Genomic DNA, 16,516 nt, shown 5'->3' with positions numbered 1-16,516 from the left:
AAGAGCAGGTAATACTGGTTTGCAAGATTGCACTCCGTTATCAGTAAGCCTACGCTATGGAACACCTCGTTTTCAGGAGTAGAAAATGTCAACGACGAATCCTTTTCTTACGCAGAGCACGCTGCCTTATATGGCGCCCCATTTTGATCAGATTGCAATTCATCACTATCGCCCGGCATTCGACGAGGGGATGCGGCAAAAGCGGGTTGAGATAGAAGCAATAGCGTTAAACCCACAGACGCCCGATTTTACTAACACTATTCTGGCTCTTGAAAAGAGCGGGGAATTACTCACACGTGTGACCAGCGTCTTCTTTGCTATGACCTCGGCGCATACCAACGATGAATTACAGCGTCTTGATGAACAGTTCTCGGCGGAACTTGCGGAACTGGCTAATGACATTTACCTGAACGGCGAATTGTTCGCTCGGGTAGATGCCATCTGGCAGCGCCGTGGAACACTGAGTCTTGATAGCGAATCCATTCGATTGATCGAGGTGATTCATCAACGTTTTGTTCTTGCCGGGGCCAAACTTGCAGAAGCCGATAAAGCAAAATTAAAAGTGCTGAATACAGAAGCGGCGACCCTTATCAGTCAGTTTAACCAGCGGTTATTAGCCGCGAACAAATCCGGTGGGCTGGTGGTTGACGATATTGGGCAACTGGCGGGGATGAGTGAGCAAGATATTGCCCTGGCGGCGGAGGCGGCGCGCGAGAAAGATCTGGATAACAAGTGGCTTATCCCACTGCTGAATACCACCCAGCAACCGGCGCTTGCTGAACTGCGCGATCGCACGACGCGTGAAAAACTGTTTACTGCGGGCTGGACGCGGGCAGAAAAAAATGACGCTAACGATACTCGTGCCATTATTCAACGGCTGGTGGAGATCCGCGCACAGCAGGCGAAACTGCTTGGTTTCCCTCATTATGCCGCGTGGAAAATCGCCGACCAGATGGCAAAGACACCCGAAGCAGCACTTAACTTCATGCGTGAAATTGTCCCGGCCGCACGTAAGCGAGCAGACGATGAACTGGCATCTATTCAGGCGGTTATCGAAAAGCAGCAAGGCGGATTTAGCGCCCAGCCGTGGGACTGGGCATTTTATGCCGAGCAGGTAAGACGCGAGAAATTCTGTCTCGATGAAGCGCAGCTCAAACCTTATTTCGAATTGAACACAGTGTTGAATGAGGGGGTATTCTGGACTGCTAATCAGCTTTTCGGCATTAAATTTGTCGAGCGCTTTGATATACCGGTCTATCACCCCGATGTGCGCGTATGGGAAATATTTGACCATAACGGAGTTGGTCTTGCGCTATTTTACGGTGATTTCTTCGCCCGTGATTCCAAAAGCGGCGGCGCGTGGATGGGGAATTTTGTTGAGCAATCCACGCTCAATGAGACACGTCCCGTTATTTATAATGTTTGCAATTATCAGAAACCAGCGACAGGCGAACCTGCATTGTTATTGTGGGATGATGTTATAACCTTATTCCATGAGTTTGGTCATACGCTGCACGGTCTTTTTGCCAGTCAACGTTATGCGACGCTTTCTGGCACCAACACGCCGCGTGATTTCGTCGAATTCCCTTCACAAATTAACGAACACTGGGCGACAAATCCGCAGGTATTCTCTCGCTATGCGAGGCATTACCAAACCGGAGAAGCCATGCCGGAAGAGTTACAACAGAAAATGCGCAATGCCAGCCTGTTCAATAAAGGCTACGAGATGAGCGAGTTACTTAGCGCTGCGCTTCTTGATATGCGCTGGCATTGTCTGGAAGAGAATGAAGCACGGCAGGACGTGGACGATTTCGAACTTCGGGCGCTGGCGGCGGAAAACATGGATCTTCCCGCGATACCGCCGCGTTATCGCAGCAGTTATTTTGCCCACATTTTTGGCGGTGGATATGCGGCAGGTTACTACGCATATCTGTGGACGCAAATGCTGGCAGACGATGGTTATCAATGGTTTGTCGAGGAGGGCGGTTTAACGCGTGAAAATGGGCAACGTTTTCGCGAGGCTATCCTTTCCAAAGGTAATAGCGAAGATTTAGAACGCCTGTATCGCCAATGGCGAGGTAAGGCACCACAGATTACACCGATGCTGCAACACCGCGGCTTGAACGTATAATTTTGCAAGAGTGAGTCGGATTGACTGCAATCCGGCTTACAAATTCATGTCGCTGTAAATGTTTATCGATAATAACCTGTGACCGGGTAGGTATCGTAAATTTATTATTTATTCTGCAATACCATGTTGTTGATGATAATTATCATTACTTAATAAATGTTATGTTTTCCGCGATAAGAGCGGTGAAGTTAATTGTCGTTATTCCTGCTCGTTTTATCAGCGAATGTGCGGAGGCAATTACAGAGTTAAACATTTTTTTTCTGATGATTTAGTTCTAAATCACCATGTTATCTTTAACATCACACCTGATTAGGATTTCTATGAAAATATTGACATAAGTTTTCTTTTCTCCCGTTAGAATGACGTACATAAGGAACAGTGAATAAGGAGTGGCAATGCACAAGAAGACAACGGAAATCGATGCCATCTTGTTAGATCTGAATAAAGCTATCGATGCCCATTACCAGTGGCTTGTCAACATGTTTCACAGCGTGGTTGCCAGGGATACCAGTCAGCCGGAAATTACGGATAACCATTCTTATGAACTGTGTCAGTTTGGTCGGTGGCTTGATAATCTTGGACCACTAGATAGTGATGAATTACCCTACGTTCAGATAATAGATTCTACTCATCAGCATATGCATAACTGTGGTCGGGAATTAATGCTAGCTATTGTCGAAAATCGTTGGCAGGAAGTTCATTTTGACGAATTTCAGGAAGGGTTGCTTTCTTTTACCGCCGCATTAACAGATTACAAAATTTATTTGCTGACTATGCGTAGCAATATGGATGTATTAACGGGATTACCTGGTCGTCGGGTGCTTGATGAATCATTTGATCACCAATTACGTAATGCGGAACCATTGAATCTTTATTTAATGCTGCTGGATATAGACCGATTTAAATTGGTTAATGATACCTACGGGCATTTAATTGGTGATGTGGTTTTACGGAGCCTGGCTACTTACTTAGCCGGTTGGACGCGTGACTACGATACGGTTTATCGCTATGGTGGTGAAGAGTTTATTATTATCATCAAAGCGCAAAATGATGATGAGGCGTGTCGTGCCGGGGTACGTATTTGTCAGTTAGTCGATAACCATGCGATAGCGCACCCTGGCGGACATATCCAGATAACAGTGACCGCTGGCGTGAGCCGCGCATTTCCTGAAGAACCGCTGGATGTGGTTATTGGAAGGGCTGACAGAGCAATGTATGAAGGCAAGCAGACCGGGAGAAATCGCTGCATGTTTATTGATGAGCGGAGTGTTATTGCCCGAGTTTAAGCTCCGTTTAACATTCATTGAGAAAAATGATGCTACTGTGTCAAAGAACCGTTACCAGCGCAGAGAAATGCCTGATAGCGTAAAAGCAAAACACAAATCTATCCATGCAAGCATTCACCGCCGGTTTACTGGCGGTTTTTTTTCGCCGTCAGAAAATCAGGCCCCTTGCACACAAATGTAGCAAGGGGCCGGTTAGGTGAGGGATTATCTCCGTTCATTAGTCATCCCATTTGTAGCTGAAATATGCGGCCAGAAAACCAGAAAATAAAATTATTCCCAGTACAGCTATAAAAACATTCATATTACCCAACATTCTTTTCCTCCGTTTATTGTGTGGTGTGTTTCCTCGCTTACCTTAATTTTTATCTCAATGAGAAAGATATTAGCAGAAGTTACCTAAACAAAGGCTGAATCAGGCGGTTATTGTGATGGGGAACGGCTGTTTTTGCGATATTGCGAAGGAGATAATAAAAAACGTTGATGAAAGTGATGACGCAATAACGCTGAATTGCCAAAACCCGTCAGCTCGGCAATTTTATCGATGTTAAAAGCCGAATTTTGCAGATAATCCTGTACTCGTATTAAGCGCTCATTGAGCAGCCAGCGGGCGGGCGTCATGCCGGTTAACGCTTCAAAACGTCTTAAAAAAGTGCGCGGACTCATATTTACCCGTTCAGCGAGGGAAGACACAGTATGTGTTTGTGCCAGATTCTGCTGCAAAAAGTCGAATAATGCACCTAACGTCTGGCTTTCACGCGGTGAGGCCATTGGGCGCATCAGATTTTGTGGTTGATCCCCCTGGCGATGAGGCTGAATGACCAGTCGCCGGGCGACATTATTAGCAATCTCATGGCCAAAATCTTTGCGCACAATATGTAAACACAGATCGATCCCCGCAGCGCTTCCAGCGGAGGTCATCACTTGTCCTTCATCCTGATATAACACATTGTCACTTACACTGATTGAAGGGTAACGGTGCCGGAGTTGTTCAGTGTAGCGCCAGTGTGTGGTCGCTTTTCGCTGGTGAAGAAGGCCCGCAGCAGCAAGGACAAACACGCCAGAGCATATCGATACCAGGCGAGTACCACGCTGGTGTGCCTCGCGTAATGACTGACATAGCATCTCTGGCACTTTTGCATCTATTCCGCGCCAGCCAGGAATAATAATCATATCGGAGTTGGGCAATAACTCCAGCCCTCCATCTGCAACCACGTAGATCCCCCCGGTGGCTTGCAGCGCACCAGGTTCTACCGCAGCAACGGCAAAACGATACCAGTTATCGCCCAGTTCCGGTCGTGGCAGGCCGAATATTTCAACGGCTACGCCAAATTCAAAAGTACATAGCCCGTCATAAGCCAGTGCAACGACCAGCGGACGTTGTAATGTTGTCATCATTTTGCTCTTTTCTGGCATATCGGAAGGCGGTCAGTGAAAAGTAGATTGGTTACATTATTGTTAACACAACAAACCAAAAGGAAAAAGCACTATGCGTTATGTCACTGAATTTACCACCGCGAAGCCGGAAGTTGCTGAGGCGCATTTTCTCGCACGCTTGAGTGTCGAAACGGATTGCGCCGATGTTCATGACTCTCTGGCTTACATTGGCGATGATTTCGTTCTACTTCATGTGGTTGGACGTGAAGAGGACTTTGCGCGTCGGCATATTCCTGGCGCGATCCATCTGCCCCATAAGCAAATGACCGCAGAGAGAATGGCCGAATGGCCGGGCAATACTCTATTTGTGGTGTATTGCGCGGGGCCACATTGTAATGGCGCAGATCGTGCGGCGCTCAAACTAGCTCGACTCGGAAAGCCGGTTAAAATCATGCTCGGCGGGGTAACCGGCTGGGAAGATGAAGGCTATGCCTTTGCCTCAGAATAATGATTAGCAAAGCCGTGCCAGTAGTGGCACGGCACGTCCGTCAACAGAGTGCTGGCTGCCCCTGGGGTCTGGCGTTAATACCTTTTAACATCAGCGCCCACGCGGCAATGATGACTAACGCCAGGATGATAAACAGCGAGGAAGACGGGAGGGTGGTAAGCACAACACCACTCACTAATGGATTTACCGCTGCACCCAACCAGCCTAATGACTGAGCGGAAAAATAGCTGGCTTTCATTCCAGGCGGCGCAATATGGTCAATCAACATATACTCGCCAGGAGCATAAATAATTTCACCAACAGTAAATACCGCGGCTGAAATTCCCCACAATAGCAGGCTGTTTCCGGAAAAAATAAAACCGACCAAACCGATGACAAAACAGAGTGTGCCTACCGTCATTAGTGCGCGGATGTTGGTCGGGTTAATACGCCGCCCAACGGAATACTGCAACGTAACCACCATCGCGGCATTAACAGGCAGGACCACTGCGACCACTTTTTCAGCAAAGCCACTATCTGCTATGACCATCACATATTGCGAGATACAAGAGGCAAAGGCACCGCTCACGAAAGAAGCCAGAAAGGCAGAGCAGGTGAACCACAGCAGCGCTTTATCCCGTAACAAAACCTTTGGCGACCAGACGCTGCCTGTTTCTGTGGAGATGATTTTCTCGCTGCGCTTTACCCAAATTTGAATGAAAAGCATGGGAAACGCAGAGCAGATAGCTGCCAGCCAAAAGGGCAGATTGATGCTCTGCATGACCAACAGCGTGCCGAGTGGCGGGCCGACGGTCCAGCCAATGTTGAGCATGGTGTAGTTGATCGAGAAGATCTTCGTTTTGCTGGTGGATGAAAGATTGTCGGCAAACCAGGCTTTCAATACGGTGGCAAAAACGGAATAGGCGCAGTTGATGAGCGCGAAAAACAGCACCACCAGCGTGACGCTGTCTACCAGGGGAATGACAATAAAACCGCTGGCGAAGGCCGTAATTGCTAGTAACATATAGCGTTTCTTGTCGAACTTATCCGCCAGAATACCAAAACCGAGGCTAAAAACGACGCCAATAGTGAGCGCAATTGTCATCGCATAACCAATGAGATCGACACTCAGGCTGTACTGGCGACTCAAGTAAATAGTCATAAATGGCAGCGTGGCGCCGCGTCCGATAGTTAATAACAACGACGAGGCGAGAAGGGCGCAAGTAGAGCGTCTCAGAGATAAGTTCATTTGGCTGTCCGACAGTGCATTTCGTTATGTTTTGTTTTGGAGATGTAAAGAAATAGCATGGCAAAAATCCGAAGTATAGTGACTTATTTGCCATTAATGCCGTGGTAAACGGTGATTAACGAATGAACTGTTAAAGAAAAGTAAATTCAGCTAAGTTGATTGCTGACAAAAAATGAAAATTCATAGGCGGGAAAATGTCGCGGAAAGATGGGTTGTTGGCGCTATTAGTCGTCGTTGTATGGGGGCTTAATTTTGTGGTCATCAAAGTGGGGCTCCATAACATGCCACCCCTGATGCTGGCCGGTTTGCGTTTTATGCTGGTCGCCTTCCCGGCAATCTTTTTTGTAGCACGACCGAAAGTACCGCTGAATTTGCTGCTGGGGTATGGTTTAACCATCAGTTTTGCGCAGTTTGCCTTTCTGTTCTGCGCCATTAACTTCGGTATGCCAGCAGGTCTGGCCTCGCTGGTCTTACAGGCTCAGGCATTTTTTACTATCGTGCTCGGTGCTTTTACTTTTGGCGAACGGCTGCACGGTAAGCAACTGGCGGGGATTGCGTTAGCGATTTTTGGCGTACTGGTGTTAATCGAAGATAGCTTTAACGGTCAGCATGTGGCGATGCTCGGTTTTATTTTGACCCTGGCAGCAGCATTTAGTTGGGCGAGTGGCAATATCTTCAATAAAAAGATCATGTCTCATTCATCCCGTCCGGCGGTGATGTCACTGGTAGTGTGGAGCGCATTAATCCCAATAATTCCGTTCTTTGCTGCCTCGCTCATTCTCGATGGTTCCGCAACAATGATTCACAGTCTGGTCACTATCGACATGACCACCATTCTGGCGTTGATGTATCTGGCATTTGTGGCGACGATAGTTGGCTACGGGATCTGGGGTACGCTGCTTGGACGCTATGAGACATGGCGTGTCGCACCATTATCATTACTGGTACCGGTAGTCGGTCTGGCAAGTGCAGCGATACTGCTGGATGAACGCTTAACAGGTCTGCAATTCTTAGGGGCCGTGCTCATTATGACCGGACTGTATATCAATGTGTTTGGTTTGCGGTGGCGTAAAGCGGTGAAGGTGAGAGGCTAACAAGCCCCGAGATATCGGGGCCAGAATTAACTACATAGCGTGCTGATTATAATAGGGCACGCCCAGCGCATCCGACTTATCACTGCCTGTACCCATGTGATTTAAATCGAACGGTGGTTGTTCCTGCGATGGGGGAACAATCACTTCATCACCACAGGGAATAACGACCGGCTGCGTGGTTTGTTCCGCAAAGCCCTGCGCAGAAAAGACCATAAGCGCGGTTACCATTGCGGATAAAAGTGGTTTCATGATTGCCTCTGTGACGTTGTCATGTTTCAACTAGCTGTTGTAATGATTCAATGGATGTAAAAAGCGCGATTCGCCCTGAATATTAGCCATCCGGTATTTATGCGGCGGAACATCAAAGTAGTTTTTGAAGGTACGAGTCAGCGTTTGCTGTGACTCGAAACCATAACGTTCTGCCAGATAGAGGATTGGCTCGTTGCTTTCTTTTAGCTTTTGCGCGATTTCTGTCATCTTACGGCTGCGGATGTATTGACCTAATGAATGGCCGGTTTCTTTTTTAAACATCCGTTGCAGGTGCCATTTGGAATAACCTGAACGCTCTGACACTTTCTCCAGTGAAAGTGGTGATTCCAGGTTGTCCTCGATCCAGTCCAAAATGCTATGAATGGTAATAGCGTCAGTGTTGCGTCTGGACATCGTCATACCTCTTTTTTTTGTTTACGGCAGGACTTTCTTAAGCAAATGCTCAAGCGTTGCCACTTCGTCCGCCGTCAGGTTTTTTGTTAATTCTTGATGCAGGTCCTGGCCAACCAGTTGATGGCATTGTTCACAAATCGCTGCGCCGCTGGTGGTGAGCTTTACCAGCACGCCGCGCTTGTCATTTGGGTTCGGCAACCGCTCAATCCAGCCTTTGCAGACCAGGCGATCCAACATGCGGGTCAGCGCGCCAAGATCAACCGAAAGGACCTTTTTCAGCTCAACTGGAGTAATGCACGCAGCGCAGCGGATAGAGCAGAGCACCTTAAACTGTGCCGCGGTGATATCCAGTGGTGACAGATACTCGTTAAGCAGACGGTCTTTCTTCTGATTAACCATATGGATTAAGCGACCTAATGGGATGATTTCATTGAACAGGTCACTGGTACTTTTCACAATGGTTGCCCTGGCAAGTAATTAGTTACTGGCGATAATATTGCCCAGGCAAGTATAAGTCAAACAAATGAATCCCTGGATGCCACTATTTGCTAAATCGGTTCAAGTATTGCGCAGTGTGGTACAAGATTAGTTAAAGAGTGAAACTTTCTCTTTGTTTACCCTTTATACTTTTCGCAGATAACTAGCGACACAGGATGACAACCACCAATGTTAGAATTGTTTAAAGCGATAGGCCTGGGGCTGGTGGTGTTATTGCCGTTAGCTAACCCGTTAACTACCGTAGCGTTGTTTCTCGGGCTTGCGGGAAACATGAACACCGCCGAACGTAATCGTCAGTCATTAATGGCCTCGGTATATGTTTTTGCCATCTTGATGGTGGCGTACTATGCCGGGCAACTGGTGATGGACACATTCGGGATTTCGATTCCCGGTCTGCGTATTGCTGGCGGCTTAATTGTCGCTTTTATTGGTTTCCGCATGCTCTTCCCCCAACAAAAAGCGATTGACTCACCTGAGGCGAAAAGCAAATCCGAAGAGCTGGAAGACGAACCCAGTGCCAACATCGCCTTTGTTCCACTGGCAATGCCAAGTACCGCCGGACCGGGGACCATTGCGATGATCATTAGCTCGGCGTCCACAGTACGTCAGAGTTCAACCTTCGCGGACTGGGTATTGATGGTTGCGCCGCCGCTGATCTTTTTTCTGGTTGCGGTTATTTTGTGGGGAAGTCTACGTAGCTCTGGCGCAATTATGCGCCTGGTGGGTAAGGGGGGAATAGAAGCGATCTCCCGCCTGATGGGCTTCTTACTGGTGTGTATGGGGGTGCAGTTTATTATTAACGGCATCCTGGAAATTATTAAAACTTACCATTAAAAAAGCCCGAATGGGTCTGAGACAGATGACAAACGCAACATTGCCTGATGCGCTGCGCTTATCAGGCCTACGTAATCTCTGCAATGTATTGAGTTTGCGTACTTTTGTATTTACCGACCCGAACAAAGCGGCCTGTTCGGGTCTTTAAACTACCGTGTTTGTTCTTCGAGTTTCACAGGCCAGCGGCGGAATATGACGATTGACCATATTAACGCAGCGAGAGCAGGCACCGCGCCAACATAGCCAATCATCGACATCGACCAGTGCAGACTCACCTGATTACCCACCAGCGCCCCGGCGCCGATACCAATGTTAAATATCCCGGAAAATAGCGCCATCGCAACGTCAGTAGCATCCGGTGCCAGCGCCAGCACTTTTACCTGCATCCCAAGGCCGATGATCATCATCGCAATCCCCCAGAAAACGCTCAGTACGCCGAGGTGCATCTCACTGTTCGCCGCAGGTAACAGTAGCGTCAGACACACCAGTAACAGCGCAATCGCCGTACTCACCAGCGTAGACGCATACTGATTGCCGAGCTTGCCAAATATGACGCTACCAATAATGCCTGCGCCTCCGAGCATTAACAGCAATGCCGTGGCAAAATTGGCGCTGAACCCAGCTACGTTTTGCACAAAAGGCTCAATATAGCTGTATGCCGTGTAATGCGCGGTAACCACCACTACCGTCAACAAATAAATGCTCATCAATGCCGGGCGGCGGAACAGTTGCGGAAGACTTTTCAACGACCCGGAATGCTCGCTGGGGAGTAATGGAAGCAACTTGATCAGGCATAACAGGGTGATAAGCGCCCCAACACCGATGGCAAAAAACGTAGTTCGCCAACCGAAATATTGCCCCACAATTCGACCAATGGGTAAGCCTAATACCATTGCCAGTGCTGTACCGGTAGCGATTAAACTCAACGCCTGCGCTCGTTTACCTGCAGGCGCCATGCGAATCGCCAGAGACGCCGTTATCGACCAGAAAATAGCATGTGCGAAAGCCACGCCGATTCGACTGATTACCAGAACGGTAAAGCTCCACGATAAAAACGACAGCACATGGCTGGCGATAAACACCACAAACAGGCAGATCAGCAATTTGCGACGTTCAACCTGACTGGTCATTAGCATAAAAGGTAGCGACATCAGCGCCACCACCCACGCATAAATGGTCAGCATGATACCCACTTGTGCGGTTTGCATATGGAAACTTTGCGCGATGTCAGAAAGCAGGCCAACAGGGACAAACTCAGTAGTATTGAAGATGAAGGCGGCTACTGCCAGCGTAACTACCCGTAGCCACGCCACTTTGCGGGAAACAGTGTTTGTTGTCATAACAGATTATCGGGTGAGTTGCGAAAAGGTGATGAAATGATCTTAAAACGGTTAATGATGTGAATACAATGACTTTGTGATCTACGTCTCATTTTGCCGTTTCATGCTGTTCCAGCGACGTGTCCAGGAGTGCAATAAACGCCTCAAGCTGACGAGTCTTCGCGCCACGACGCCAGACCAGCCATGTTGTTAACCAACGCCATTGCTCACTCAATGGCCAGGCTTCAACCTGATGATGCCCCGGCATACTTTCCAGCATGGAACGGGGAATAAGCGCAATTCCTGCCCCGGCGATTACACAGGCCAGCATACCGTGGTATGACTCCATCTCATGAATTGTCCCCGGCGCTGCGCCGTCGGCATGAAACCAGCTCTCAAAGTGGCGTCGATATGAGCAGTTAGCGCGGAAGGCATAGATATTACAACCATTAACCTGACTGGCGCGGGTAACGGGTGTATGCCCTTGCGGCGTAACGATCATCAACTCCTCGCGGTACACCGGCATCCCGTCAATGGCTGTATGGTTAATCGGACCATCAATAAATGCCGCATTCAGTTTTCCCTCAAGTACACCGTCCAGCATAGTTCCGGAAGGGCCGGTGGAAAGGGAAAACTGAATTTTCGGATAACGACGGTTAAATTCTGCCAGTGTAGCTGGGATGCGTACCGCTGCGGTGCTTTCCAGCGAACCGAGAGAAAACAAGCCTTGTGGTTCATCGCCAGCAACAACATTTCGCGCTTCGTCGACCAATGCGAGAATTTGTTGGCTATAGCGCCAAAAATTATGCCCGGCAGGAGAGAGACGTAAACGCTGATTCTCGCGAATAAACAGTTCAACGCCGAGTTCTGTTTCCAGCTGGCGGATGCGGGTAGTCAGGTTAGATGGCACACGATGCACTTTTGCTGCCGCCTGGGTAATGCTGCCTGCTTCGGCAACGGCGTTAAACATCTCCAGCTGGGTAAGATCCATGGCATTCTCGATTCGTGAACAAGTGACTTAATATTATTCATTTTCACGAAAGAGTAAATCTGCGTATCTTCACACCATAACTCATGAAGGAGATACCCGGATGACCATTACTCCGCTTACCCATGCCATTTCAATAAATCCAGCCAATGGCGAACAACTTTCTGCGCAGCCCTGGGCTGGTGCTGACGATATTGAAAACGCACTTTGGCGCGCTGCGGAAGGCTTTCGCGACTGGCGCGTCACAAACGTAGATTATCGCGCAGAAAAACTGCGTGATATCGGTAAGGCTTTGCGCGCCCGTAGCGAAGAGATGGCGCAAATGATCACTCGTGAAATGGGGAAGCCGATCAAACAGGCGCGCGCCGAAGTGGCGAAATCGGCAAACTTGTGCGACTGGTATGCAGAGCATGGCCCGGCAATGCTGAAGAGCGAACCGACGCAGGTAGAAAATCAGAAAGCGGTTATTGAATATCGTCCTATGGGGACGATTCTGGCGATTATGCCGTGGAACTTTCCGTTATGGCAGGTGATGCGAGGAGCTGTTCCCATTATCCTGGCTGGCAATGGTTACTTACTTAAGCATGCGCCAAATGTGTTGGGCTGTGCACAGTTAATTGCCCAGGTCTTTAACGATGCAGGTATCCCACAAGGTGTATATGGCTGGCTGAATGCCGACAATGACGGAGTAAGTCGGATGATTAAAGACCCGCGCATTGCTGCGGTCACAGTCACCGGAAGTGTCCGGGCGGGCGCAGCCATTGGCGCACAGGCTGGAGCGGCACTGAAAAAATGCGTACTGGAACTGGGCGGTTCGGATCCGTTTATTGTGCTTAACGATGCCGATCTGGAGCTGGCCGTCAAAGCCGCGGTTGCCGGACGTTATCAGAATACCGGGCAGGTTTGTGCGGCAGCAAAACGCTTTATCATCGAAGAGGGCATTGCCTCTGCATTTACCGAACGTTTTGTAGCGGCTGCGGCAGCATTGAAAATGGGCGATCCCCGTGACGAAGAGAACGAGCTTGGTCCGATGGCACGTTTCGATTTGCGTGATGAGTTACATCATCAGGTTGAAAAAACACTGGCACAGGGCGCCCGTCTGTTACTGGGTGGGGAAAAGGTAGCTGGCGCAGGTAACTACTATCCGGCAACGGTCCTGGCAGACGTCACGCCAGAAATGACCGCGTTTCGTGAAGAATTGTTTGGACCCGTCGCGGCAATCACCATTGCGAAAGATGCTGAACATGCGCTTAAACTGGCTAATGACAGCGAGTTTGGACTTTCTGCAACCATTTTTACCTCTGATGAAGTGCTGGCGAAACAATTGGCTGCACGTCTGGAATGTGGTGGGGTATTTATCAATGGTTTCAGCGCCAGCGATGCGCGGGTAGCGTTTGGCGGTGTGAAGAAGAGCGGCTTTGGTCGTGAACTTTCTCATTTCGGGTTACATGAGTTCTGTAATATCCAGACAGTATGGAAAGACCGGATCTGACGTCACATATTTAGCTCTGTTATACTCGCAGGTCTTTTCAGACCTGCGAGCAAGGAGCAGAGAGTGGCAGTCGCCATGGATAATGCAATTTTAGAAAACATCTTGCGGCAAGTACGGCCGCTAATTGGTCGGGGCAAAGTCGCGGATTATATTCCGGCACTGGCAACGGTAGAGGGTTCCCGACTGGGCATTGCTATCTGTACCGTTGACGGACAGCTGTTTCAGGCCGGAGACGCGCAAGAGCGTTTTTCAATTCAGTCTATTTCCAAAGTGCTCAGTCTCGTTGTTGCAATGCGTCATTACTCCGAAGAGGAGATTTGGCAACGTGTCGGCAAAGATCCATCGGGATCGCCATTCAATTCCTTAGTGCAACTGGAAATGGAACAGGGAATTCCGCGTAATCCGTTTATTAATGCAGGTGCGCTGGTGGTCTGCGATATGCTGCAAGGGCGATTAAGCGCCCCACGGCAACGTATGCTGGAAGTGGTGCGTGGACTAAGCGGCGTGTCTGATATTGCCTACGATACGGTGGTAGCACGTTCCGAATTTGAACATTCTGCGAGAAATGCGGCGATAGCCTGGCTGATGAAGTCATTTGGCAATTTCCATCATGATGTGACAACAGTACTGCAAAACTACTTTCACTACTGTGCACTAAAAATGAGCTGCGTTGAGCTGGCCAGAACGTTTGTCTTTCTGGCGAACCAGGGGAAGGCTATTCATATCGATGAGCCCGTGGTGACACCAATGCAGGCGCGACAAATTAACGCGCTGATGGCAACCAGCGGTATGTACCAGAACGCAGGCGAGTTTGCCTGGCGGGTGGGACTTCCGGCGAAATCTGGTGTTGGTGGCGGTATTGTGGCGATCGTTCCGCATGAAATGGCCATTGCAGTCTGGAGTCCGGAACTGGATGACGCAGGTAACTCTCTTGCCGGTATTGCAGTACTTGAACAATTGACGAAACAATTAGGGCGCTCGGTTTACTAATGCAGTCTCTTGAACCACTCTTCGCGCGTTTATCTCGTTCAAAATTTCGATCCCGCTTTCGTTTAGGCGTGAAAGAGCGTCAGTATTGTCTGGAGAAGGGTGCACCGGTTATCGAACAACATGCGGCGGATTTTGTCGCTAAACGTCTTGCCCCGGCCTTACCAGCGAACGATGGCAAGCAAACTCCCATGCGCGGGCATCCGGTGTTTATTGCCCAGCATGCTACAGCAACATGTTGTCGCGGCTGTCTGGCTAAGTGGCACAACATACCGCAGGGTGTTTCGTTAAGTGAGGAACAACAACGTTATATTGTGACGGTTATCTACCACTGGCTGGTTATTCAGATGAATCAGCCATGAGAATGATGGTAAAAGCCAAAAGATCATCTGATTGATATCTTTCTTTGTCGCCGCTGTCAGTGAACATGCTATCCTTTATGAGAATTTACTTATTGCGTTGAGATAATTGCCACTCGCAATTGTATGGACAGATAATTAATGCATGTACACTCCATATCCACTTTCCGTTTGTTCCAGGATGGTCATCTACTACGTAATAGCATTGCAATTTTTGCGCTAACGACGCTGTTCTATTTTATAGGTGCAGAGCTACGCCTGGTTCACGAACTTTCTCTTTTCTGGCCGCTGAATGGCGTGATGGCAGGGATATTTGCCCGCTACGTCTGGCTTAATCGTCTGCATTACTATGCCATCTGTTACGTGGCAATGCTGGTTTATGACGCCATGACCACCGAATGGGGGCTGGTTTCACTGGTTATCAATTTATCCAATATGATGTTTATCATAACTGTCGCCTTACTGGTTATGCGGGATAAGCGTCTGGGGAAAAATAAGTATGAGCCAGTAAGTGCACTACGGTTATTTAATTACTGCCTGATTGCCGCTTTATTATGTGCCATCGTCGGTGCGATTGGTTCGGTCAGTATTGATAGTCTGGATTTCTGGCCTTTGCTTGCTGACTGGTTTAGTGAACAATTCTCAACAGGTGTGTTAATTGTTCCTTGTATGCTGACGCTGGCAATTCCTGGGGTATTGCCGCGCTTTAAAGCAGAGCAGATGATGCCGTTTATTGCGCTCATTGTATCGGTCATTGCCTCTGTGGTGATTGGTGGGGCGGGGAGTCTGGCGTTCCCACTGCCTGCATTGATCTGGTGTGCGGTACGCTATACGCCGCAGGTAACGTGTTTGCTGACCTTTTTGACTGGAGCGGTGGAAATCGTGCTGGTGGCAAATTCGGTGATAGATATCGCCGTCGGTTCGCCGTTCTCTATCCCACAAATGTTCTCCGCTCGTCTGGGGATTGCTACCATGGCAATTTGCCCGATCATGGTTTCCTTTAGCGTGGCGGCAATTAATTCGCTGGTTAAACAAGTTTCTCAGCGTGCCGATTTTGATTTTCTCACCCAGGTTTACTCGCGCTCAGGTCTTTTTGAAGCGTTAAAAAATCCGTCACTACAACAGACACAACATCTGACGGTGATGCTGCTTGATATCGACTATTTCAAATGCATAAACGACAACTATGGCCATGAATGTGGTGATAAAGTTCTAAGTGTGTTTGCCCGGCATATACAGAAGATAGTTGGTGATAAGGGGCTGGTGGCGCGGATGGGCGGTGAAGAATTTGCTGTTGCAGTACCTTCAGTGAATCCTGTTGATGGTCTACTGATGGCGGAAAAAATCCGTAAAGGCGTAGAAATACAACCGTTTATCTGGCAACAAAAAACGCTTTATTTGACGGTTAGTATCGGTGTCGGAAGTGGGAGTGCAACATTTCATACGTTAATAGATGATTTCAACAAACTAATGGTAGAAGCCGATACTTGCCTTTATCGCTCGAAAAAAGATGGGCGAAATCGTACCAGCACTATGCATTATGGCGAAGAAGTTGTCTGACAGGTTTGTAATATTTTGTGGGGTGGCATCTGATTTATTCTACCAATTTTGTCATGCCACATTCTTACCGTGACGCATGATTAAAAGCTTTAACTTTTCGGAACCTTGACCAGCAGCACATTTTTCGCCAAAAACTGTGAATTGTTCACCGCGAGTTGATCAAAACAGGGGTTCAGCATTTCAAAGTTTGCTAAC

General features: G+C 48.6%; 17 protein-coding genes and 1 pseudogene. 9 read left to right on the top strand and 9 right to left on the bottom strand.

The window, feature by feature from the left end; translation table 11 throughout:
* Nucleotides 1-85: 85 nt before the first annotated feature.
* Nucleotides 86-2,131 (top strand): peptidyl-dipeptidase Dcp, encoded by a 2,046-nt coding sequence (gene dcp / locus H9644_RS03030; RefSeq protein WP_191773109.1) that lies wholly within the window; start codon nucleotides 86-88, stop codon nucleotides 2,129-2,131.
* A gap of 395 nt (nucleotides 2,132-2,526) precedes the next feature.
* Nucleotides 2,527-3,417: a diguanylate cyclase gene (locus tag H9644_RS03025; protein WP_191773106.1), complete on the top strand. Its 891-nt coding sequence runs from the start codon at nucleotides 2,527-2,529 to the stop codon at nucleotides 3,415-3,417.
* A 114-nt stretch (nucleotides 3,418-3,531) separates the two neighbouring features.
* Here the strand turns inward: H9644_RS03025 and H9644_RS21490 are convergent.
* From H9644_RS21490 to ftrA, 3 genes and pseudogenes are all read right to left on the bottom strand, one after another.
* A pseudogene (locus H9644_RS21490) lies at nucleotides 3,532-3,635 on the bottom strand (hypothetical protein).
* A complete protein-coding gene (gene mgtS, locus H9644_RS03020) occupies nucleotides 3,635-3,730 on the bottom strand; it encodes a protein MgtS (RefSeq protein WP_064529968.1) in 96 nt (31 codons plus the stop codon). Before mgtS ends, H9644_RS21490 begins: the two are co-directional and overlap by 1 nt.
* A 107-nt stretch (nucleotides 3,731-3,837) precedes the next feature.
* The gene (gene ftrA, locus H9644_RS03015) at nucleotides 3,838-4,809 is read right to left on the bottom strand and encodes a transcriptional regulator FtrA (RefSeq protein WP_191773673.1); all 972 of its coding nucleotides are present in this window, start codon (nucleotides 4,807-4,809) and stop codon (nucleotides 3,838-3,840) included.
* 94 nt (nucleotides 4,810-4,903) lie between these two features.
* On the opposite strand from ftrA, the gene H9644_RS03010 reads away from it, so the two are divergent.
* The gene (locus H9644_RS03010) at nucleotides 4,904-5,299 is read left to right on the top strand and encodes a rhodanese-like domain-containing protein (RefSeq protein ID WP_191773104.1); all 396 of its coding nucleotides are present in this window, start codon (nucleotides 4,904-4,906) and stop codon (nucleotides 5,297-5,299) included.
* 40 nt (nucleotides 5,300-5,339) lie between these two features.
* Here H9644_RS03010 and ydeE read toward each other — a convergent pair whose 3' ends face one another.
* Entirely contained in the window at nucleotides 5,340-6,527 is a 1,188-nt protein-coding gene (ydeE, locus tag H9644_RS03005; RefSeq protein ID WP_191773102.1) for an efflux MFS transporter YdeE, read from the bottom strand.
* A 194-nt stretch (nucleotides 6,528-6,721) separates the two neighbouring features.
* Here ydeE and eamA point away from each other — a divergent pair, with 194 nt between their 5' ends.
* Complete coding sequence (gene eamA, locus H9644_RS03000) at nucleotides 6,722-7,621, top strand: O-acetylserine/cysteine exporter (protein ID WP_191773098.1); 900 nt, start codon at nucleotides 6,722-6,724, stop codon at nucleotides 7,619-7,621.
* A gap of 30 nt (nucleotides 7,622-7,651) precedes the next feature.
* Here the strand turns inward: eamA and marB are convergent, their stop codons facing one another.
* From marB to marR, 3 genes are read right to left on the bottom strand one after another with little or no spacing between them, the layout of a single operon-like run.
* Nucleotides 7,652-7,870, bottom strand: a complete 219-nt coding sequence (gene marB, locus H9644_RS02995; RefSeq protein WP_064529963.1) for a multiple antibiotic resistance protein MarB — start codon at nucleotides 7,868-7,870, stop codon at nucleotides 7,652-7,654.
* Between the two features lie 30 nt (nucleotides 7,871-7,900).
* On the bottom strand, nucleotides 7,901-8,284 hold the full coding sequence (gene marA / locus H9644_RS02990; RefSeq protein ID WP_000091195.1) for an MDR efflux pump AcrAB transcriptional activator MarA: 384 nt from the start codon (nucleotides 8,282-8,284) through the stop codon (nucleotides 7,901-7,903).
* Nucleotides 8,285-8,305: 21 nt separating this feature from the next.
* Complete coding sequence (marR, locus tag H9644_RS02985; RefSeq protein WP_000843411.1) at nucleotides 8,306-8,740, bottom strand: multiple antibiotic resistance transcriptional regulator MarR; 435 nt, start codon at nucleotides 8,738-8,740, stop codon at nucleotides 8,306-8,308.
* Nucleotides 8,741-8,950: 210 nt separating this feature from the next.
* Here marR and marC point away from each other — a divergent pair, with 210 nt between their 5' ends.
* Complete coding sequence (marC, locus tag H9644_RS02980; RefSeq protein WP_064529962.1) at nucleotides 8,951-9,616, top strand: NAAT family transporter MarC; 666 nt, start codon at nucleotides 8,951-8,953, stop codon at nucleotides 9,614-9,616.
* Nucleotides 9,617-9,765: 149 nt separating this feature from the next.
* On the opposite strand, the gene ydeA is transcribed toward marC, so the two are convergent.
* Together ydeA and ptrR are read right to left on the bottom strand one after the other, a co-directional pair.
* Nucleotides 9,766-10,956, bottom strand: coding sequence for an L-arabinose MFS transporter (ydeA, locus tag H9644_RS02975; protein WP_064529961.1), 1,191 nt, complete (start codon nucleotides 10,954-10,956; stop codon nucleotides 9,766-9,768).
* An 88-nt stretch (nucleotides 10,957-11,044) separates the two neighbouring features.
* Nucleotides 11,045-11,926, bottom strand: a complete 882-nt coding sequence (gene ptrR, locus H9644_RS02970; RefSeq protein ID WP_191773095.1) for a putrescine utilization regulator PtrR — start codon at nucleotides 11,924-11,926, stop codon at nucleotides 11,045-11,047.
* A 100-nt stretch (nucleotides 11,927-12,026) separates the two neighbouring features.
* On the opposite strand from ptrR, the gene sad reads away from it, so the two are divergent.
* From sad to H9644_RS02950, 4 genes are all read left to right on the top strand, one after another.
* Complete coding sequence (gene sad / locus H9644_RS02965; protein WP_191773093.1) at nucleotides 12,027-13,415, top strand: succinate-semialdehyde dehydrogenase; 1,389 nt, start codon at nucleotides 12,027-12,029, stop codon at nucleotides 13,413-13,415.
* Nucleotides 13,416-13,478: 63 nt separating this feature from the next.
* Nucleotides 13,479-14,405, top strand: coding sequence for a glutaminase B (gene glsB, locus H9644_RS02960; protein WP_130260621.1), 927 nt, complete (start codon nucleotides 13,479-13,481; stop codon nucleotides 14,403-14,405).
* Nucleotides 14,405-14,764 (top strand): DUF4186 domain-containing protein, encoded by a 360-nt coding sequence (locus tag H9644_RS02955; protein ID WP_135405890.1) that lies wholly within the window; start codon nucleotides 14,405-14,407, stop codon nucleotides 14,762-14,764. Before glsB ends, H9644_RS02955 begins: the two co-directional genes overlap by 1 nt.
* 138 nt (nucleotides 14,765-14,902) lie before the next feature.
* Nucleotides 14,903-16,321, top strand: coding sequence for a sensor domain-containing diguanylate cyclase (locus tag H9644_RS02950; RefSeq protein WP_064529956.1), 1,419 nt, complete (start codon nucleotides 14,903-14,905; stop codon nucleotides 16,319-16,321).
* Nucleotides 16,322-16,516: the final 195 nt, after the last annotated feature.

This window comes from Escherichia whittamii, from assembly GCF_014836715.1.
Taxonomy (GTDB): domain Bacteria; phylum Pseudomonadota; class Gammaproteobacteria; order Enterobacterales; family Enterobacteriaceae; genus Escherichia; species Escherichia whittamii.
This window is presented reverse-complemented; position numbering and strand designations above follow the sequence as displayed.